The 21,519-nt window shown below is 60.7% G+C and carries 13 protein-coding genes; 7 read left to right on the forward strand and 6 right to left on the reverse strand.

Annotation, left to right across the window (positions count from 1 at the left end):
• The first annotated feature begins 95 nt into the window (after positions 1–95).
• Positions 96–2,480 (forward strand): diguanylate cyclase, encoded by a 2,385-nt coding sequence (locus ACIGDJ_RS22800; RefSeq protein WP_397479615.1) that lies wholly within the window; start codon positions 96–98, stop codon positions 2,478–2,480.
• Between the two features lie 90 nt (positions 2,481–2,570).
• On the opposite strand, the gene dacB is transcribed toward ACIGDJ_RS22800, so the two are convergent.
• A complete protein-coding gene (gene dacB / locus ACIGDJ_RS22805; RefSeq protein ID WP_039763007.1) occupies positions 2,571–4,031 on the reverse strand; it encodes a D-alanyl-D-alanine carboxypeptidase/D-alanyl-D-alanine-endopeptidase in 1,461 nt (486 codons plus the stop codon).
• A 233-nt stretch (positions 4,032–4,264) separates the two neighbouring features.
• On the opposite strand from dacB, the gene ACIGDJ_RS22810 reads away from it, so the two are divergent.
• Complete coding sequence (locus ACIGDJ_RS22810) at positions 4,265–4,609, forward strand: YggL family protein (protein ID WP_007916365.1); 345 nt, start codon at positions 4,265–4,267, stop codon at positions 4,607–4,609.
• 134 nt (positions 4,610–4,743) lie between these two features.
• Here the strand turns inward: ACIGDJ_RS22810 and ACIGDJ_RS22815 are convergent, their stop codons facing one another.
• Entirely contained in the window at positions 4,744–5,934 is a 1,191-nt protein-coding gene (locus tag ACIGDJ_RS22815) for a benzoate/H(+) symporter BenE family transporter (RefSeq protein WP_101157336.1), read from the reverse strand.
• 359 nt (positions 5,935–6,293) lie between these two features.
• On the opposite strand from ACIGDJ_RS22815, the gene ACIGDJ_RS22820 reads away from it, so the two are divergent.
• Entirely contained in the window at positions 6,294–7,058 is a 765-nt protein-coding gene (locus ACIGDJ_RS22820) for a GntR family transcriptional regulator (RefSeq protein ID WP_039763010.1), read from the forward strand.
• A 107-nt stretch (positions 7,059–7,165) separates the two neighbouring features.
• Here ACIGDJ_RS22820 and guaD read toward each other — a convergent pair whose 3' ends face one another.
• The 4 genes from guaD to xdhA all read right to left on the reverse strand — a co-directional run bounded on the left by guaD (position 7,166) and on the right by xdhA (position 13,308).
• Positions 7,166–8,470, reverse strand: coding sequence for a guanine deaminase (gene guaD, locus ACIGDJ_RS22825; protein ID WP_397479616.1), 1,305 nt, complete (start codon positions 8,468–8,470; stop codon positions 7,166–7,168).
• A 13-nt stretch (positions 8,471–8,483) separates the two neighbouring features.
• Entirely contained in the window at positions 8,484–9,341 is an 858-nt protein-coding gene (gene xdhC, locus ACIGDJ_RS22830; RefSeq protein WP_397479617.1) for a xanthine dehydrogenase accessory protein XdhC, read from the reverse strand.
• A 126-nt stretch (positions 9,342–9,467) separates the two neighbouring features.
• Complete coding sequence (xdhB, locus tag ACIGDJ_RS22835) at positions 9,468–11,861, reverse strand: xanthine dehydrogenase molybdopterin binding subunit (protein ID WP_397479618.1); 2,394 nt, start codon at positions 11,859–11,861, stop codon at positions 9,468–9,470.
• Positions 11,854–13,308, reverse strand: a complete 1,455-nt coding sequence (gene xdhA, locus ACIGDJ_RS22840; RefSeq protein WP_397479619.1) for a xanthine dehydrogenase small subunit — start codon at positions 13,306–13,308, stop codon at positions 11,854–11,856. Before xdhA ends, xdhB begins: the two co-directional genes overlap by 8 nt.
• A gap of 268 nt (positions 13,309–13,576) precedes the next feature.
• Between xdhA and ACIGDJ_RS22845 the strand changes: the two genes are divergently transcribed.
• The 4 genes from ACIGDJ_RS22845 (at position 13,577) to ligA (ending at position 21,348) form a co-directional block, all read left to right on the forward strand.
• A complete protein-coding gene (locus ACIGDJ_RS22845; RefSeq protein WP_016773849.1) occupies positions 13,577–14,236 on the forward strand; it encodes a GntR family transcriptional regulator in 660 nt (219 codons plus the stop codon).
• Between the two features lie 2 nt (positions 14,237–14,238).
• Positions 14,239–17,727, forward strand: coding sequence for a chromosome segregation protein SMC (gene smc / locus ACIGDJ_RS22850; RefSeq protein WP_313004426.1), 3,489 nt, complete (start codon positions 14,239–14,241; stop codon positions 17,725–17,727).
• Between the two features lie 260 nt (positions 17,728–17,987).
• On the forward strand, positions 17,988–18,851 hold the full coding sequence (gene zipA, locus ACIGDJ_RS22855; protein ID WP_101157350.1) for a cell division protein ZipA: 864 nt from the start codon (positions 17,988–17,990) through the stop codon (positions 18,849–18,851).
• Positions 18,852–18,990: 139 nt separating this feature from the next.
• Entirely contained in the window at positions 18,991–21,348 is a 2,358-nt protein-coding gene (gene ligA, locus ACIGDJ_RS22860; RefSeq protein ID WP_397479621.1) for an NAD-dependent DNA ligase LigA, read from the forward strand.
• Positions 21,349–21,519: the final 171 nt, after the last annotated feature.

The following is a 21,519-nucleotide window of genomic DNA, read 5'->3' on the forward strand; positions in this document are numbered from 1 at the left end:
ATCCGCCCGAGCTAGCTAAATTAGTGGCTAATAGCTATAACTCACACACGGTCAATGGGGTTTTCCCGTCTATGCTCGCGTAGTGAGTGGTCTTTATGTCGTTGCACCCCGTGCGCCCGAAGATACTGGGCTTTATCAGCGAAGACGTCTCGGCCTGGCTGGTCGCGATGCTGGTATTGCTTGCCGGCGGGATTCTCACCGGCCTGCTCGCGTGGGGTACCTTCAATCAGTTTCAGCAACAATCGCGTCAGCGCTTTCAACTGCTGGCCAATGAACGCTACAGCCGCATCGCCGAACGTTTTCAGGACCAGGAGCAACGCCTGGATGGGCTGCGCCGGTTCTTCGCCAACTCCCAATCGGTGTCCCGCGCCGAGTTCGACGGTTACTCCCGGCCCTTGCTGCTGCGCACTCAAGCCTATACCTACGCCCCGAGAATCAGCGGCGCTGACCGGGAGGCGTTCGAACAGCGTGTGCGTGACGAAGGCCTGAGCACCTTCACCATTCGCGAGCTGGACGCCAAAGGTGAGTTACTACTGGCGCCATCGCGCGAGGTCTACGTGCCGGTGCTGTACACCCAGACCCAAAGCCGACTGGCGCCACCGCTGGGCTACGATTTACTCGCCCAACCCTTGCGCCGCGAAACCCTGCAACGCGCCGACCAGCTCGGCAGCATGGCGGTGTCAAAACCGATGCATCTGGTCGGGATCGAGCCGGCCTATGCGCGTGGAGTATTGCTGCTGGCGCCGGTCAATCGCCCGGGTGAGTCGAAGCCATTCGGCTATGTGATGGCGGTGATCAGCATGCGCCAATTGCTCGCCGACGGTTTGCCCGATGCCCTGCACGATTACCTGTCAGTGCGCATTCTGGATCTGTCGACCCCTGATCAGCACGAGGCTCTGTTCGAATCGAGCAATGAGGCGGTGCCCGGCGATCTGGCGGCGACGCGTTTGCTGCGCATGGCCGACCATGACTATCAGGTTGATATCCTGCCGAGCGACGCGTTCATGCAGGCCAATCATTCTTCTGTGGGCAGCGTGGTCGTTCTTGGCGGCTTGCTCAGCGTGCTGCTCAGCGCCTTGCTTTACGTGCTGGTCAGCCAGCGCCAGCGCGCGGTGCGGCTGGTCGAGGTGCGCACCCAGGAATTGCACGAGCGCGAGCAGGAACTGCGCGGCACCCACGGTCAACTGCGCGGCGTGCTGAATGCCGCCACTCAGGTCGCGATCATTGCCACCGACCTGCGCGGCGTGATCAACACTTTCAACCCCGGCGCCGAGCAAATGCTCGGCTACAGCAGCGCCGAAGTGGTCGGGCGCATGACTCTGGAGAATTTGCATTTGCCTCGCGAGCTGGCGGCGCGTTCCGCCGAGTTGAGTGCCCGCTACGGCAAAAGCATTCCGACTTGCCACGCGATGCTGGTCGAGGGCGGCGAAGTCGGCGGCCATGAAGCGCGCGAGTGGACGCTGGTGCGCAGCGATGGCAGTCATCTGCCGGTGAACATGCTCGCCACCCCGGTGCTCGACGAGCAGGGCCTGTGGGTGGGGCATCTGGCGATCTGCATCGACATCACCGAGCGCAAGCGCGTGCACGAAGTGTTGGCCGCGCGGGACATTTTGCTAAAGAAGCTCAGCGCCCATGTGCCCGGTGGCATCTATCAATTCAAGATGGAATTCGACGGCCGCTTCAGCGTGATCTACGCCAGCGATGGCATCCGCGAGATCTACGAACTTGAGCCGGATGCGCTGCTGTTCGACGCCGAGGCGATCTTCAGCCGCATCCACCCGCAGGACGCCATTCGCGTGCGCTCATCGATCCGCGAATCAGCGGAAAACCTCAGCCCCTGGCGCGAGGAATACCGCGTGCAACTGCCCGAGCGTGGTTTGCGCTGGGTGCGCGGCGAGGCAACACCGGAAGAGCTGCCGGGCGGCGGGGTGCTGTGGCACGGCTACATTTCGGATATCTCCGACCTCAAGCGCGTGGAAGAGGAATTGCGCGCGTTGTCGATCACCGATTCGCTGACCGGCATTCACAACCGCCGCTATTTCCAGGAGCGCCTGACCACCGAAATGGCGAGAGTCGAGCGTGGCGGCGGTGAGTTGTCGGTGATCATGCTCGACATCGACCACTTCAAACGCATCAACGATCAGTTCGGTCACGCCGTCGGCGACCGCGTGCTGCAAGCGGTGTGCGAGCGGATCGGCCATCGCCTGCGCCGCACCGACGTGTTCTGCCGCCTGGGCGGCGAAGAGTTCATGGTGCTGTGCCCGGACATCGACGGCGAGCACGCTTACATGCTGGCGATGGAATTGTGGGAAGGTCTGCGCAGCGCGCCGGTGGACGTGGTTGGCATGGTCACCGCGAGTTTCGGCATTGCGAGCTGGCGACCGGGGGAGGGGGCGGATGCGTTGTTGCTGCGCGCTGACTCGGGCGTTTACGCAGCGAAGCAGAATGGCCGGGATCGGGTTGAGCGGGAGTTGGGGTAGATCAAAGGATCGCAGCCTTCGGCAGCTCCTACAGGGATATGCGAACACCTGTAGGAGCTGCCGAAGGCTGCGATCTTCTGCTTTTGAGGGTTACAACACCGAAGCGGTCTGCGGCAGTTTCGGCTGCTTGTACAGATCCAGCAGCACTTGATCGAGCACCGACGAGGCGCCGAACGGGGCCTTGTCGTTGAGGATCGCCACCACCGCCCAGGTGTTGCCGTTCACGTCACGGCTGAAACCGGCAATCGCGCGCACGGTGTTCAGGGTGCCGGTTTTGACATGGGCTTCGCCGCGCATCGCTGTGGTCTTCAGGCGTTTGCGCATGGTGCCGTCGGTACCGGCAATCGGCAGCGAGCTGATGTATTCGGCGGCGTACGGGCTGTGCCAGGCAGCCTGCAGCATGTTGGCCATTTCACGCGCACTGACCCGCTCGGCCCGGGACAGACCGGAGCCGTTCTCCATCACCAGGTGTGGCGCGGTGATGCCTTTCTTCGCCAGCCACTGACGCACCACGCGCTGCGCAGCCCGGGCGTCATCACCGTCGGCATCGTTGCGGAAACGCTGGCCAAGGCTGAGGAACAGCTGCTGGGCCATGGTGTTGTTACTGTATTTATTGATGTCGCGGATGATCTCGGCCAGATCTGGCGAGTACGCGCGGGCGAGCAGTTTGGCGCTGCTCGGCGTCGGTGCCAGACGATCCTTGCCCTGGATGCTGCCACCCAGTTCCTTCCAGATCGCGCGGACGGCGCCGGCGGTGTAGGTCGCGTGGTCGAGCAGCGACAGATAAGTCTGCGAACTGCAGCCTTCGCCCAATTGACCGCCAACAGTCACCGTCACGCTGCCGTCGGCCTGCGGCACCGGGTTGTAGCGCACGCCGCCGGTGCATTGTTTGGAGGGCAGGGCCTTGACGGTGTTTTCGATGCGGATGCTGGCAATCGGCGGCTCTACCGAAATCAATACGCGGCCACCGTCATTGCGCGCGACAAAGCGCAGGGCCTTGAGGTTGACCAGCAGCGAGTCGGGTTTGACCAGGAACGGCTTGTTGTCATCGTTGCCGTCATCGTTGAATTCCGGCAATTGCGGCTGCACGAAGAAATTGCGGTCGAGGATCAGGTCGCCGGTGATCTGCGTGACGCCGTTGGCGCGCAGGTCGCGCATCAGCAGCCAGAGTTTTTCCATGTTCAGCTTCGGATCACCGCCACCCTTGAGGTAGAGGTTGCCGTTGAGGATGCCGCCGCTCAGGTCGCCGTCGGTGTAGAACTCGGTTTTCCACTGGTGGTTGGGACCGAGCATCTCAAGCGCCGCGTAGGTGGTGACCAGTTTCATTGTCGACGCCGGATTGACCGACACGTCGGCGTTGAACACGGTTGGCGTACCCGGACCGTCGAGCGGCACCATCACCAGCGACAGCGCGGTAGGCTGCAACTTGCTGGCCTTGAGGGCTTTTTCGACGTTCGGGGTCAGGGAAGTGTTGATGGTGGCAGCGGAGACGGGCAGGGCCAGAGGCAGAAGAAGGCCGGCGAGAAACAGTGGACGCAACGATTTGATCATATGCAATAAAACCCTGCAGAAGAGGGGGAAAAAGACGAGGGCATGGATGAAAAGGCCCTCAGTGGTCATGAAAGTGTCGGCATTATGCCCCAAGCTGTAACAGCTTGTGCCTTGTCGGGGCGTTGCAAATCGTTATTTTTTACAGGCGGTCGGCCGCAGGGGCCAGAGAGTCGGGCAATCGCCGGCTTAAACTGGTAAAGTGCCGGCCGTTATTACTTAAGAGGATTGTTCCAATGGCGACTAACCGTTCCCAGCGTCTGCGCAAAAAACTGTGCGTTGATGAATTTCAAGAGCTGGGTTTCGAACTGAACCTGGACTTCAAAGAAGACTTGTCCGAAGAAGCCATTGACGCTTTCCTCGAAGCATTCATCAAAGAAGCCATGGAAGCCAACGGTCTGGGTTATGTTGGCGGCGACGACTTCGGTCTGGTGTGCCTGCAGAAGCGTGGCTCGGTCAACGAAGAGCAGCGCGCTGCCGTTGAAGCCTGGCTGAAAACCCGCTCCGAGCTGACCAAGTATGAAGTCAGCCCGCTGCTGGACGTGTGGTATCCGGAAAAGCCGATCAACGCGGCTAAGTGATACTGAAAAAACGGCGACCTTCGGGTCGCCGTTTTTTTTGATGGATCAAAAGATCGCAGCCTCGTTTTACTCGTCAGCTCCTACAGGGGAACGCGATCTCCTTTAGGAGCTGCCGGAGGCTGCGATCTTTGCTTCTAGGCTTTACGCCAATTCAAAATCACCAGCGTCAAAACCCCCGCAACAATTCCCCAGAATGCCGAACCAATGGAAAACAGCGTCAGCCCAGACGCCGTGACCATAAAGGTGATCAACGCTGCTTCACGCTCCTTCACCTCTGTCATGGCAATGCTCAAGCCATTGATGATCGACCCGAACAACGCCAGCGCAGCAATCGACAGCACCAGTTCCTTGGGCAACGCAGCAAACAGCGCCGCGAGCGTCGCGCCAAACACCCCGGCGATGCCATAGAACACCCCGCACCACACGGCGGCGGTGTAGCGTTTGTTGCGATCTTCGTGGGCATGCGGGCCGGTGCAGATCGCCGCGCTGATGGCCGCGAGGTTGATGCCGTGGGAGCCAAACGGTGCCAGCAACAGCGAGGCGATGCCGGTGGTGGTGATCAGTGGCGAGGCCGGAACGTTATAGCCATCGGCACGGAGCACGGCGATGCCGGGCATGTTCTGCGAGGTCATGGCGACCACGAATAGCGGAATGCCAATGCTGATGGTCGCGGCCAGTGAAAAGTGCGGTGTGGTCCAGACCGGAGTGGCGACCTCCAGTTGAAAGCTGCTGAAATCGAGCAGGCCCATGGCGCCCGACAGTGCGGTGCCGATCAGCAGCGCAGCGAGCACCGCATAGCGCGGCGACAGACGCTTGATCAGCAGATACGTAAAGAACATCCCCAGCACCAGCCCGGTACGGTGTTGCGCGGCGACGAATATTTCGCTGCCGATCTTGAACAGAATCCCCGCCAGCAACGCCGCTGCCAAAGAGGCCGGGATTTTTTTCACCAGCCGTTCGAAGCTGCCGGTCATACCGCAGATCGTCACCAGTACCGCGCAAGTGATATAGGCGCCGATCGCCTCGCCGTAACTGACGCCCCCCAGGCTGGTGATCAGCAACGCTGCGCCGGGGGTCGACCAGGCGATGGTGATCGGCGTGCGATAGCGCAGCGACAAGCCGATCGAACACACCGCCATGCCGATCGAAATCGCCCAGATCCACGAGGAGATCTGCCCGCTGCTCAGGCCCGCCGCTTGCCCGGCCTGGAACATCAGCACCAGCGAACTGGTGTAGCCGGTCATCATCGCGATGAAACCGGCGACGATGGCAGAAGGCGAAGTATCGGCGAGAGGGCGCAAGCGGGCGTGGGTGGCGTCGGTCATGACGGCGGTGTTCCTTATACCAATGGAGATGTCCGCCACAACACAGAACCATTGTGGGAGCGGGCTTGCTCGCGAAAGCGGTGGGTCAGCAAAGCAGATGTCGACTGGCACAGCGCTTTCGCGAGCAAGCCCGCTCCCACAGTGGGAATTGTTTTCAAGCAGCGAATTCTGCGATCAAGCCTAAACTCAAACGTAACTCACCGTTGCAATACAGCCGAAGTCGCAAACAGCCGTACAGTCGTGTTGCCACCATTCATTGTGTACAATCGCGCTGTTTTTTACGCGATACTTGCCAGCGACCTACTGTGCCGTATTACAGTCACGGTCTATTCGCCGCAGTTTTCCCGACTCGAGTGCCCATGAACGAACAGTTGCAACCCCTCAAGAAACAACCGCGAGCAGGCAAAGCCGGCCGCAGCGGAACCCAGGACGATATTGTCTACGCACATATCTTCGAGGCCATCCTCGAACAGCGTCTGGCGCCCGGCACCAAGTTGAGCGAAGAAGCGCTGGGGGAAATCTTCGGGGTCAGCCGCACCATCATTCGCCGCGCGCTGTCGCGTCTGGCCCATGAGGGCGTGGTGCTGTTGCGGCCGAACCGTGGCGCCGTCGTCGCCAGCCCGAGCGTTGAAGAGGCGCGTCAGGTATTTCTCGCCCGCCGTCTGGTCGAGCGCGCGATCACCGAACTGGCGGTGCAACATGCCACTGCCGAGCAGATCGCTGAACTGCGGCAGATGGTCAATGATGAGCGCGACAGTTTCTCTCGCGGGGATCGCGGCGCCGGTATTCGTCTGTCGGGCGAGTTCCATCTGAAACTGGCGGAAGCGGCGATGAACGCACCGTTGATCAGCTTCCAGCGCAGCCTGGTCTCGCAGACCTCGCTGATCATCGCTCAGTACGAAAGCGGCAACCGTTCGCATTGTTCGTACGACGAACACACGCAGTTGATCGATGCTATCGAGAAACGCGACGGCGAGCTGGCTGTGAACCTGATGATGCACCACATGGATCACATCGACAGCAAGCTCAACCTCGACGAGGAAGGTGCGTCGGATGATCTGCACGCGGTGTTCTCGCATTTGTTGCAGACCAAAAAGCCGGGGCGCTCGAGCGCCAAGCTCTGAGCTGATTGATGCAAAAAAATCCCCCGCAGCTGGAAAGTTGCGGGGGATTTTTTTTGCCTGACTCATCGTTCCCACGCAGAGCGGGGGAACGATCAGTGCGAAGAGGCTTAGCGCTGATGCACCAGCGCCCCCGCAGCATATGTCTGCTGCACCGTGCGGTCATCGCCCAGCGTCATCAGCACGAACAACGTCTCGGCAATGTTGTTCGACTGCTCCAAGCGGTAGCTCAGCAGCGGCGTGGCGTTGTAGTCGAGCACCAGGAAGTCGGCATCGGAGCCCGGTTGCAGGTTGCCAATCTTGTCCTCCAGACGCAGTGCCCGCGCACCGCCCAGCGTCGCCAGGTACAGCGACTTGAACGGGCTCAGCCGCGCGCCTTGCAGTTGCATGACCTTGTAGGCTTCGTTGAGAGTCTGCAGCAGCGAGAAACTGGTGCCGCCGCCGACATCGGTGCCAAGGCCGACATTGAGTTTGTGTTTCTCGGACATTGGCAGGTTGAACAGGCCGCTGCCGAGGAACAGGTTGGACGTCGGGCAGAACGAGATCGCCGAGCCGGTTTCCGCCAGTCGCGCGCACTCGTCGTCACACAGGTGCACGCCGTGGGCGAACACCGAGCGTTCGCCGAGCAGTTGGTAGTGATCGTAGACGTCGAGGTAGCCCTTGCGCTCCGGGAACAGCTCCTTGACCCACTCGATTTCCTTGAGGTTCTCGCTGATGTGGGTCTGCATGTACAGATCCGGATATTCCGTCAGCAATTGCCCGGCAAGGGTCAGTTGTTCCGGGGTGCTGGTGGGTGCGAAACGCGGCGTCACCGCATAGTGCAAACGGCCCTTGCCGTGCCAGCGCTCGATCAGCGCCTTGCTGTCGACGTAGCTGGATTCGGCGGTATCGACCAGATAGTCCGGGGCATTGCGGTCCATCATCACCTTGCCGGCAATCATGCGCAGGTCGAGCTTCTCGGCTGCTTCAAAAAACGAATTGACTGACTGCGGATGTACGCTGCCGAACACCAGCGCCGTGGTGGTGCCGTTGCGCAGCAGTTCCTTGATGAAAATGTCCGCCACTTCGTCGGCGTGAGCCTTGTCGCCAAACTGGCTTTCGCAGGGGAAAGTGTAGGTGTTCAGCCAGTCGAGCAACTGCTCGCCGTAGGAGCCGACCATGCCGGTTTGCGGCAAGTGAATGTGCGTATCGATGAAGCCGGGGGTGATCAGCGCATTCTGATAATGATTGATCTCGATGTCCGCCGGCAGGGTTGGCAGCAGTTCGCTGGCGTGGCCGAGGGCACTGATCTTGCCGCCGTCGACCACCAGCAGGCCGTCCTCGAAATATTCATAGGAGGCTTCGATGCCGACCTCGGCGGGGTCGGCAATGCTGTGCAGGATGGCGGCGCGGTAGGCTTTGCGAGTCAGAGGCATGAGGGTTCTCTAATCAGTTTGAGGCTTTGAGTTTGGCGGACTGGCTGCGGCGCGAGGCGGGAAGCAGACGGGCAATCGGTTCGGCGCTGGCGCTTTGCTGGCCGAAGTTGGCGTTGTAGGTGGCGATGATTTCCCCGGCAATCGAGATGGCAATTTCCACCGGCAGTTTGCCTTTGACTTCGCCGATGCCCATCGGGCAGCGCATGCGTTGCACTATGCTCGGGTCGAAACCGCGATCACGCAGGCGATGTTCGAACTTGACCCGTTTGGTCTTCGAGCCGATCAGGCCGAACCAGGTGAAATCGTTGCGCTTGAGGATGGCGGCGGTGAGTTCCAGATCGAGCTGATGATTGTGGGTCATGACGATGCAGTAGCTGCCGGCGGGCAGGTCATCGACTTCGTCCACCGGCTCTTCGCTGACGATTTTACGCACGCCGTGGGGGATGTGTTCAGGGAATTCGGCCTCGCGCGAATCGATCCAGCGCACCCGACAGGGCAGGCTGGCGAGCAGCGGCACCAGCGCGCGACCGACATGGCCGGCGCCGAATACAGCGATCTGCGCCTGCACCTGGCCCATCGGTTCGAACAGCAACACCGTGGCGCCACCGCAGCACTGGCCGAGGCTGGCACCGAGGCTGAAACGCTCCAGATGGGTGTCCTGTTTGCCGCTGGCGAGCATGTCGCGGGCGATCTGCATGGCTTTGAATTCCAGGTGTCCACCACCGATGGTGTCGAACATCCGGTTGGCGCTGACGACCATTTTCGAGCCGGCGTTGCGTGGCGTCGAGCCGAGTTCTTCGATGATCGTCACCAGCACACAGGGCTCGCCCTGGTTCTGCAGGTCGGCGAGGGCGTCGATCCAGTTGTACATAAACACCTCTCAGATCGTTCCCACGCTCTGCGTGGGAATGCATCACTGGACGCTCCGCGTCCGCTGTTCAGGGAGCGACGCAGAGCGTCGCGGGCTGCATTCCCACGCGGAGCGTGGGAACGATCATCAAACAACCTCGACTTCGGTCGCGGTTGTTTTCACCGCTTTGAGCTGGCGCATCTGCTCACACCCCCACAACACCCGCTCCGGGGTCGCCGGCGCGTCGATTTTCGGCTGATGCTTGTAGTCACCGAGGCTCGCCACCGCATCCTTGATCGCGCACCATGCGGCGATCCCGAGCATGAACGGCGGTTCACCGACGGCTTTGGAATGGAACACCGTGTCTTCCGGATTCTTGCGGTTTTCCACCAGTTTCACCCGCAGATCCAGCGGCATGTCCGCCACGGCCGGGATCTTGTAGCTGGCCGGGCCGTTGGTCATCAACTTGCCCTTGTTGTTCCAGACCAGCTCTTCCATGGTCAGCCAGCCCATGCCCTGGACGAAACCGCCCTCGACCTGACCGATGTCGATCGACGGGTTCAGCGAGGCGCCGACGTCATGCAGGATGTCGGTGCGCAGCATCTTGTACTCGCCGGTCAGGGTGTCGACGATCACTTCGCAGCACGCCGCGCCAAAGGCGAAGTAGTAGAACGGACGACCACGGGCCTGACTGCGGTCGTAGTAGATTTTCGGGGTCTTGTAGAAACCGGTGCTCGACAGCGACACCTGATTGAAATATGCCTGCTGGATCAGCGCTTCGAAGGTCAGAATCTGCTCACGGACACGCACGTGACCATTGCGGAATTCGACGTCTTCTTCGCTGACCTTGTAGTGCCGCGCGGCGAATTCGACCAAGCGTTGCTTGATGGTCTGCGCAGCATTTTGCGCGGCTTTGCCGTTCAGGTCTGCACCACTGGAGGCGGCGGTCGGCGAGGTGTTCGGCACCTTGTCGGTGTTGGTCGCGGTGATCTGCACGCGGTCGATGTCGACCTGGAAAACTTCAGCCACAACCTGGGCGACTTTGGTGTTCAGACCCTGACCCATTTCCGTACCGCCGTGGTTCAGATGGATGCTGCCGTCGGTGTAGATGTGGATCAGCGCGCCGGCCTGATTGAGGAAGCTGGCGGTGAAGGAAATACCGAATTTCACAGGGGTCAGTGCCAGACCCTTTTTCAGGATCGGGCTGTTGGCGTTGTAGCGACGGGTCGCTTCGCGGCGCTCGGCGTACTGGCTGCTGGCTTCCAGTTCGGCGGTCATCTCTTCGAGCATGTTGTGCTCGACGGTCTGGTAGTAATGGGTGACGTTGCGCTCGGTCTTGCCGTAGTAGTTGGCCTTGCGCACGGCCAGCGGATCGAGGTTGAGGTGGCGGGCAATCGCATCCATCACTTCTTCGATGGCGACCATGCCCTGCGGGCCACCGAAGCCGCGATAGGCGGTGTTCGACGCGGTGTTGGTCTTGCAGCGGTGACCGTTGATGGTGGCATCGCCGAGATAGTATGAATTATCCGAGTGGAACATCGCGCGGTCGACGATCGACGCCGACAGATCCGGCGAGCAGCCGCAGTTACCGGCCAGCTCCATGTTGATCCCGTGCAGGCGGCCGCTGCTGTCGAAACCGACGTCGTACTCGACATAGAACGGGTGGCGCTTGCCGGTCATGAGCATGTCTTCGACGCGCGGCAGGCGCATCTTGGTCGGCTGGCCGGTGAGGTGCGCAACCACCGCGCACAGGCACGCCGGGCTCGCAGCCTGGGTTTCCTTGCCACCGAAACCACCGCCCATGCGGCGCATGTCGACGACGATCTTGTTCATCGACACGTCGAGCACTTCGGCGACCAGTTTCTGCACTTCGGTCGGGTTCTGCGTCGAGCAGTAGACGATCATGCCGCCGTCTTCAGTAGGCATCACTGAAGAGATCTGCGTCTCCAGGTAAAAGTGTTCCTGGCCGCCGATGTGCAGCGTGCCTTGAATGCGATGTTCGGCGCTGGCCAGCGCGGACACCGAATCGCCGCGCTGATGGGTGTGGCTGTCGAGCACGAAGTGGCGTTTGCGCAGGGCTTCGACGACGTCGAGCACCGGTTCGAGGTCTTCGTATTCGATGATCGCGGCCATCGCCGCTTTGCGTGCGGTTTCCAGATCTTTCGCAGCCACTGCGAGTACCGGCTGGCCGACGAACTGCACGTCATCGATGGCCAGCAGCGGGTCGCCCGGCATCAGCGGGCCGATGTCTTTCAGGCCTGGCACGTCTTCGTGGGTGATGACGATGCGCACGCCTTCGAAGGCGTAGCACGGCTGCGTGTCGATGCTGAGGATTTTCGCGTGTGCGCGGTCCGACAGGCGTGCATAGAGGTGCAGTTGGTTGGGAAATTCCAGGCGATCATCGATGTACTGCGCTTCACCGGACACATGCTTGGCGGCGCTGTCGTGTTTGACGCTGCGGCCGACTCCAGTTGTCAGGTTCTGGGCGAACAGTTCGGCCAGTTCAGCTTGAGTCTTCTCTACGGCGTGATGGTTAGACATAAGCGGTCACCCGAGTCTCGATGTGCGGTGTTTGCAGTTCGATGAAGTATTTGCGCAGCAGGTTTTGCGCGCTGAGCAGGCGATATTCCTTGCTGGCGCGGAAGTCGCTCAGCGGCGTGAAGTCTTCGGCCAGCGCGGCGCAGGCGCGTTCGATCACAGCGTTATTGAACGGCGCGCCTTGCAGCACGGCTTCGCAATGCGCGGCGCGTTTGGGGATCGCCGCCATGCCGCCGAAGGCCACGCGGGCGTCGGCGATCACGTCGTTTTCCACGCGCAGATTGAACGCAGCGCAGACGGCGGAAATGTCGTCGTCCAGACGCTTGGACACTTTATAGGCACGGAACAGCTGCTCGGCGCTGGCACGCGGGACGATGATTTTTTCGATGAACTCGCTTTCCTGCCGCGCGGTGACGCGGTAGTCGATGAAGTAATCTTCCAGATTCAATGCACGGCGGGTCTCGCCTTTGCACAGCACGATCTGCGCGCCGAGGGCGATCAGCAGCGGCGGCGAGTCACCGATCGGCGAGGCGTTGCCGATGTTGCCGCCGAGGGTGCCCTGATTGCGGATTTGCAACGAGGCGAAGCGGTGCAGCAGTTCGCCGAAGTCCGGGTACTCGGCGTTCAACGCTTCGTAGCAGTCGGAGAGGGCGGTGGCGGCGCCGATTTCGATGCGATCGTCAAAGGTTTCGATGCGTTTCATTTCGGCGACGTTGCCGACGTAGATCATTACCGGCAGTGTACGGTGGAACTGGGTGACTTCCAGAGCCAGATCGGTACCGCCAGCGAGCAGTCGGGCTTGTGGATAAGCGTCGTAGAGGTCGGCCAGATCGGCCACAGTCAGTGGCACCAGGCAGCGCTTGTCGCCGCTGTTGAGTTCACCGATATCGGTCGGGGCTATGGCTTTGAGACGGGCGATGGTTTCCGCTTCTCGGGCATCGAACTGATCCGCCTGTTTGCCGCAGCAGGATTGTTCGGCAGCGGCGAGAATCGGCCGGTAGCCAGTGCAGCGGCAGAGGTTGCCGGCCAGCGCTTCGTGAGCCTTGGCCTGGTCCGGCGCGTCACTGTTCTTCTGCAGGGCGAACAACGACATGACGAAACCGGGGGTGCAGAAGCCGCACTGCGAACCGTGGCACTCGACCATGGCTTTCTGCACGCTGTGCAGTTCGCCCTTGTGCTTGAGGTCTTCAACGCTGATCAGTTGTTTGCCGTGCAAGGACGAGACGAAAGTCAGGCACGAGTTGAGGCTGCGATAGCGAATATGTTCACGCCCCGTGTCGTCGGTCTGCAACTCGCCAACCACCACGGTGCAGGCGCCGCAGTCGCCACTGGCGCAACCTTCTTTGGTGCCGGGTTTGCCTACGTGTTCACGCAGGTAATTGAGCACAGTCAGGTTCGGGTCCAGGGCGTGCTCGCTACGGAGCTCCTGGTTAAGTAAAAACTGGATCACGGAAGGCCTCGCAGACTCATTATTGTTGTTAACCGACGTGAACCGAATTTAGCAGGTCTGACTTTTCGGTCAATGGTTTTCTGACTTAAAGGTCAGGAAAATTCGTTTCGTCGATCAACAGCGTGTCTATTCAGTATTGACCTTCATCGGTCACTGCGCTTTTTTGCGGGATTCGTGCCAAAAACCGCTGAGTGGGCACTCCGCCATGACCGTGCATTTGCGCTACACTGCGCCGCTTGTGCAGATCGATAGAGTTTGAAGGACAACCATGACGTTCAAGGCGCCGGACAGCCTCGCCGAGCAAATCGCTCACCACCTCGCCGAACGCATCATTCGTGGCGAAATGAAGCCAGGAGAGCGCATCCAGGAACAGAAGGTCACGCTGGCGCTCAACGTCAGCCGCGGTTCGGTCCGCGAAGCCTTGCTGATCCTCGAACGCCGTCACCTGATCGCGATCCTGCCGCGTCGTGGCGCCCACGTTACCGAGCTGACGCCGCACAAGGTGCAGAGCCTGTGCACGCTGATGAGCGAGCTGTACATCCTGCTCGGCAATTCGGTGGCCAATGGCTGGCAAGTGCAGTCGGACATGGCGCCGTTCGTGCAGATCCAGCAGCGCCTGACCGCCAGTTACGAGCGCGGCGATATCCGCAGTTTTGTCGATGACAGCTTCGCGGTGATGCGCGCCGCCTATCCATTTGCCAACAACCCATACCTGCAGGAAACCGTCGAGAACCTCCAGCCGGCGATGAGCCGCGCATATTTCCTCGCCCTCGAACAGCGCAAGGCGGAAATGAGCGAATTCCTCGAACTGTTCGAACGCTTGCTCGCCGCCGTTCTCGCCCGTGATTTGCCGCAGATCCGCATCGTGCTCACGGCATATGCCCAGCGCAGCTGCGATCTGGTGGTGTCTGCGCTGACGGTTGCCTGAGCGTGCGGCTAAAGTGCATCAAACTGGCGGGGTTCAAATCCTTCGTCGATCCGACCACTGTGAACTTCCCCAGTAACATGGCGGCGGTCGTCGGGCCGAACGGTTGCGGCAAATCGAACATCATCGACGCTGTGCGCTGGGTGATGGGCGAAAGTTCGGCGAAGAACCTGCGTGGCGAGTCGATGACCGACGTCATCTTCAACGGTTCGACCAGCCGCAAACCGGTGAGCCAGGCCAGTATCGAGCTGGTGTTCGACAACTCCGACGGCACGCTGCTCGGCGAATACGCGGCGTACGCGGAAATCTCCATTCGTCGCAAAGTCACCCGCGACAGCCAGACCACTTATTACCTCAACGGCACCAAATGCCGTCGGCGCGACATCACCGATATCTTCCTCGGCACCGGCCTCGGCCCGCGCAGCTATTCGATCATCGAACAGGGGATGATCTCCAAGCTGATCGAATCCAAGCCTGAAGACCTACGCAATTTCATCGAAGAAGCAGCGGGCATCTCCAAATACAAGGAGCGCCGCCGCGAGACTGAAAACCGCATCCGCCGTACCCACGAGAACCTCGCCCGCCTGACCGACCTGCGCGAAGAGCTGGAGCGCCAGCTCGAACGTCTGCACCGCCAGGCCGAAGCGGCGAAGAAGTATCAGGAATTCAAGGCCGAAGAGCGTCAGCTCAAGGCGCAACTTTCGGCATTGCGCTGGCAGGATCTTAACGAGCAGGTCGGTCAGCGCGAGTCGATCATCGGCAACCAGGAAGTCAGCTTCGAAGCGTTGGTCGCTGAACAGCGTAACGCTGATGCGGCCATCGAACGCCTGCGCGACGGCCACCATGATTTGTCCGAGCGCTTCAATCTGGTGCAGGGTCGTTTCTATTCGGTCGGCGGCGACATCGCCCGGGTCGAGCAGAGCATCCAGCATGGCCAGCAACGCCTGCGTCAATTGCAGGATGACCTGAAAGAAGCCGAACGTGCGCGTCTGGAAACCGAATCGCACCTGGGCCACGACCGCACGTTGCTGCTGACCCTCGGCGAAGAGCTCGACATGCTCACCCCCGAGCAGGAAGTCACCAGCGCTGCTGCCGAGGAAGCCGCCGCGGCCCTCGAAGAAGCCGAAACCACCATGCACGGCTGGCAGGAGCAGTGGGACGCTTTCAACCTCACCGCTGCCGAACCGCGCCGTCAGGCTGAAGTCCAGCAATCGCGGATCCAGCAGCTGGAAAGCAGCATGGAGCGCCTCGCCGACCGGCAGAAACGCCTCGCTGAAGAGCGCGCGTTGCTCTCCGCCGACCCGGAAGACGCGGCGATCATGGCGCTCAACGAGCAGCTCGCCGAATCCGAAGCGACCCTGGAAGATTTGCAGACCAGCGAAGAAGCGCAAGTCGAAAAGCTCGAACAACTACGTCAGGAATTACAGCATGCGTTGACCGCGCAGCAACAGGCGCAGGGCGATCTGCAGCGGCTCAACGGGCGCCTCGCATCCCTTGAAGCCTTGCAGCAGGCAGCGCTGGATCCGGGCACCGGCACCGCCGAATGGTTGAAGGAACACAACCTCGCCGAGCGTCCGCGTCTGGCCGAAGGCTTGAAGGTCGAGGCGGGTTGGGAGCTGGCGGTGGAAACCGTGCTCGGTGCTGATCTGCAAGCGGTGCTGGTCGACGACTTCAGCGGTTTTGATTTGTCCGGTTTCACTCAGGGCGATCTGCGCTTGCTCAGTCCGGCCAGCGATGGCGTGCGGGTGGCGGGCAGCCTGCTGGACAAAGTCGAGGCGCAGATCGATCTGTCGCCGTGGCTGGGTCAGGTCAAACCGGTCGACAGCCTTGAGCAGGCGCTGGCCTTGCGCGGGCAGCTCGGCGCTGGCGAAAGCCTGATCAGCCGCGATGGCTATTGGGTCGGTCGGCACTTTTTGCGCGTACGTCGCGCCAGCGAAGCGGAAAGCGGCATGCTCGCTCGTGGCCAGGAAATCGAAGACCTGCAACTGGAGCGCGAAGAGCGCGAAGCCACGGTCGAGGCCATGGAAACCCGCCTGCAAACACTGCGCGCGCAACAGCGCCAGCAGGAAAACGGCCGCGAACATCTGCGCCGCTTGCTGCAGGACGAAGCGCGCCAGCAAGGCGAACTGAAGGCGCAGCTGTCGGCCGGTAAAGCCAAGGCCGAACAATTGACGTTGCGCCGCACCCGCCTCGATGAAGAATTGGTTGAACTCGCCGAACAGCGTGAGCTCGAGCACGAGCAGGTCGGCGAAGCGCGCATGCAATTGCAGGAAGCGCTGGATGCCATGGCGCTGGACACCGAACAGCGCGAATTGCTGTTGGCCCAGCGCGACAGCCTACGCGAACGCCTTGATCGCGTGCGCCAGGAAGCCCGGCAGCACAAGGATCATGCCCATCAACTGGCCGTGCGTCTCGGCTCGCTGCGCGCTCAGCACGATTCCACGCGACAGGCGCTGGAGCGCCTGGAAATGCAGGCCGAGCGTCTGACCGAAAAACGCGAACAGCTGAGCCTGAACCTGGAGGAGGGCGAGGCGCCGCTGGAAGAGCTGCGTCTGAAACTCGAAGAACTGCTCGACAAGCGCATGACCGTCGACGAAGAGCTCAAAACGGCGCAAATCGCTCTGGAGGACGCCGACCGCGAACTGCGTGACGCGGAAAAGCGTCGGACCCAGGCCGAGCAGCAATCGCAGTTGATTCGCGGCCAGCTCGAACAGCAACGTATGGAGTGGCAAGCCCTGACCGTGCGCCGCAAGGCTTTGCAGGATCAATTGCTCGAAGATGGCTACGACCTCAATGGCGTGCTCGCCACATTGACGGCGCAGGCCAGTGAACGCGAAGCCGAAGATGAACTCGAACGCATCAACGCGCGCATTCAGCGCCTGGGTGCGATCAACCTCGCCGCCATCGACGAATACACGCAACAATCGGAGCGTAAACGTTATCTGGATGCACAGGACGCCGACCTGGTCGAGGCGCTAGAGACTCTGGAAAACGTCATTCGCAAGATCGACAAGGAAACCCGCAACCGTTTCAAAGATACCTTTGATCAGATCAACGGCGGATTACAGGCACTTTTCCCGAAAGTTTTCGGTGGCGGGCGCGCGTATTTGGAACTGACGGGCGAAGATCTACTCGATACAGGGGTGACGATCATGGCGCAGCCGCCCGGAAAGAAGAACAGCACCATCCATTTGCTCTCCGGCGGCGAAAAAGCCCTGACGGCACTGGCACTGGTGTTTGCCATCTTCAAGTTGAACCCGGCGCCGTTCTGCATGCTCGATGAGGTTGACGCGCCACTGGATGACGCTAACGTTGGACGCTACGCACGCTTGGTCAAAGAGATGTCGCAAACCGTGCAGTTCATCTATATCACCCACAACAAGATCGCCATGGAAATGGCCGAGCAGTTGATGGGCGTGACCATGCATGAACCGGGTTGTTCGCGACTGGTGGCAGTGGATGTCGAAGAGGCAATGGCGATGGTGGATGCCTGAGTCGGTTTGGTGTGGGAATAGTTTTGGAGGTCTGTAGGACTTTTTACCGACATCGGCTGGATGGCCAATCGACATATTCGCGCAAGCCAAATGAGACAGACGGTGTAAAGTTGTCTTTGGTCGTGCTAGTTTAATGTCAATTTTTCGTATACGTGGGCAAAACGCCTGTCAGAACATAGAGTTGGCGCCACGTTTTAAAGCGGTTTACGCAGTGTAAACCCCTTATTTTTTCAGCATTTTTTATAGAGGCACGGGATTACATGGAAATCGGTCTGCGCGAGTGGCTGATCGTCATCGGCATCATTGTGATTGCCGGTATTCTTTTCGATGGCTGGCGCCGTATGCGCGGCGGCAAGGGAAAGCTGAAATTCCGTCTCGACCGGAGCCTGTCCAATCTGCCGGACGAGGACACCAGCGCCGAGCTGTTGGGCCCGGCCCGCGTCTTGGATACGCACAAAGAGCCGCAACTGGACGAGCACGATCTGCCGTCGGTGAGCATGCCCAATCGCGAAGCCCGCGAGCCGCGTGAATCCGGCTCGAAACGCGGCAAGCGCGGCAGCAACGGCCCGGCGCAGGGCGACTTGAACCTCGACCTGGATCTGGACGGCGGTCCGAGCTTCAGCAGCCGTGACGACGATTTTGCCGAAGACAGCAAGCCTGCATCTGCCGTGGCAGAAAAAGATCAGCCGCAAGCCGAAGAAGTCCTGGTGATCAGCGTGATCTGCCGTGACCCGGCCGGCTTCAAGGGCCCGGCGCTGCTGCAGAACATTCTCGAAAGCGGCCTGCGTTTCGGTGAGATGGATATTTTCCACCGTCACGAAAGCATGGCCGGCAACGGTGAAGTGCTGTTCTCCATGGCCAATGCGGTCAAGCCGGGTATTTTCGATCTGGACGACATCGACCATTTCAGCACTCCGGCAGTGAGCTTCTTCCTCGGCCTGCCAGGCCCGCGTCATCCGAAGCAGGCTTTCGACGTGATGGTGGCGGCAGCACGCAAGCTGTCCCAGGAATTGAACGGCGAATTGAAAGACGATCAGCGCAGCGTGCTGACCGCGCAGACGATCGAGCACTACCGTCAGCGCATCGTCGAATTCGAACGCCGCGCCCTGACCCAGAAGCGCTAAGGCTTGAATCAACAGATCGCAACCTTCGGCTTGTAGGAGCTGACGAGTGCAACGAGGCTGCGATCTTCTGGCCCGCCGCCGATGATGGAATAACACTGGAGCAGCCTCGGCTGCTCTTTTGCTTTATGAGAGAACACCCATGACCGCCGCCAAAAACCGCATTCTAGAGCTGCGCGCTGAGCTGGATCAGCACAACTATCGCTACCACGTTCTCGACGAACCGAGCATTCCGGATGCCGAATACGACCGCTTGTTCCACGAGCTCAAGGCACTGGAAGCGGCCAACCCGGAACTGATCACCAGCGACTCGCCGACCCAGCGCGTCGGCAGTATGGCGCTGACCGCGTTCACTCAGGTGCGTCACGAAATCCCCATGCTCAGCCTCGGCAACGCCTTCGAAGAAGCCGACATGCGCGAGTTCGATCGCCGCGTCAACGAAGGTCTCGATGTGCCAGCGGGTGATCTGTTTGGTGGCGGCGCGGCGGTGGAATACAGCTGCGAGCCGAAGCTTGATGGCCTGGCGGTCAGCCTGCTGTATCAGGACGGTCTGCTGGTGCGCGGCGCTACCCGTGGCGATGGCACCACCGGCGAAGACATCAGCGTCAACGTGCGCACCGTGCGCAACATTCCTCTGAAACTGCACGGCGAAGGCTGGCCGGCGACGCTGGAAGTGCGCGGTGAAGTGTTCATGTCCAAGGCCGGTTTCGAGCGCCTCAATGCTTCGCAACTGGAAATCGGCGGCAAAACCTTCGCCAACCCGCGCAACGCGGCGGCGGGCAGCCTGCGCCAGCTCGATTCGAAGATCACCGCCAATCGTCCACTGGAATTCTGCTGCTACGGCATCGGCCAAGTGTCCCACGATATTTCCGACACTCACATCGGCAACCTCAAGCAGTTGCAGAAGTGGGGCATGCCGATCAGCCACGAACTGAAATTGGCCAAAGGTATTGACGAATGCCTGGAATACTACCGCGACATCGGTGCGCGCCGTGATTCGCTGGCCTATGAAATCGATGGTGTGGTGTTCAAGGTCAACAGCATCGCCGACCAGCGCGAGTTGGGTTTCCGCGCCCGCGAGCCGCGCTGGGCAATCGCGCACAAATTCCCGGCGATGGAAGAACTCACCGAATTGCTCGATGTTGAGTTCCAGGTCGGCCGCACCGGTGCGGTGACGCCGGTGGCGCGTCTGAAACCGGTGAAAGTCGCCGGCGTCACCGTGGCCAACGCCACGCTGCACAACATGGACGAAGTGGCGCGGCTGGGCTTGATGATCGGCGACACGGTGATCATCCGCCGCGCAGGCGATGTGATTCCGCAAGTGGTGCAGGTAGTCACCGAGCGTCGCCCCGATGACGCGCGCCCGGTCGCCATTCCTGAAAACTGCCCGGTGTGCGGCTCGCATGTCGAGCGTACGCAACTGGTCAAGCGCAGCAAGGGCAGGGAAACCTTCAGCGAAGGCGCCGTGTATCGCTGCGTCGGGCGACTGGCCTGTGGTGCGCAGCTGAAGCAGGCGATCATTCACTTCGTTTCGCGCCGGGCGATGGACATCGAAGGTCTGGGCGACAAGAGTGTCGAGCAGTTGGTTGATGAAGGTCTGGTCAGTTCACCAGCCGATCTTTACGCACTGAAGTTCGACGACATCGTCGATCTGGAAGGTTTCGCCGAGGTATCGAGCAACAAGCTGCTCAAAGCCATCGAAGACAGCAAGCAGCCGAGCCTGGCACGTTTCATTTACGCCCTCGGCATTCCCGATGTTGGCGAAGAGACGGCCAAGGTGTTGGCGCGTTCGCTGGGTTCGCTGGAGCGCGTGCAACAGGCCTTGCCTCACGTGCTGACCTACTTGCCGGACGTCGGCCTGGAAGTCGCGCACGAGATTCACAGTTTCTTTGAGGATGCGCACAATCAGCAGGTGATCAGCGAATTGCTTGGCCATGGTTTGCAGATTCAGGATCAGGGCGAATTGGGCGCCGAGTTCGCCGCCAGTACGACCTTGGGCGGCTTGATCGACAAACTGCACATTCCTTTCGTTGGCCCCGGCGGTGCGCAGAAACTCGCTGACCGCTTTGGCTCGCTGGATGCGGTGATGAACGCTGACTGGCTGGACATGCGTCAGGCGTTGCCGGAGAAACAGGCCAATTCGGTGCGCGAGTTCTTCGCCTCGCCTGAGCATCGGCAACTGGCCGAGCGGGCCGAGCAGCAGCTGCGCGATTTCGGCATGCATTGGCAGAGCGAAAAGAAAGTCGTCGAAGGTCTGCCGTTGTCCGGCGAAACCTGGGTGCTGACCGGCAAGGTCGAGTTGATGAGCCGGGATGTGGCCAAGGATCACCTGGAAAGCCTGGGTGCCAAGGTCGCCGGTTCGGTGTCGGCGAAAACCCATTGCGTGGTCGCAGGGCCGGGTGCCGGGTCGAAACTGACCAAGGCCAACGAACTGGGGGTGAAGGTCATGGACGAAGAAGCGTTTATCGCCTTCCTCAAAACCCACGGCATCACCGTGTGACCTCGCCCTGTTCGTTCCCACGCTCCGCGTGGGAATGCCGCCCCGGACGCTCCGCGTCCGCTGTGACGCAGAGCGTCACGGGATGCATTACCACGCGGAGCGTGGGAACGATCAGCTATCAGGTTCAGGCGGTGCAGCAGCGCGGGGGAACGATCAGTGCGCGGGAATGAT

The sequence above is a fragment of the Pseudomonas sp. NPDC079367 genome, assembly GCF_044542195.1.
GTDB lineage: Bacteria > Pseudomonadota > Gammaproteobacteria > Pseudomonadales > Pseudomonadaceae > Aquipseudomonas.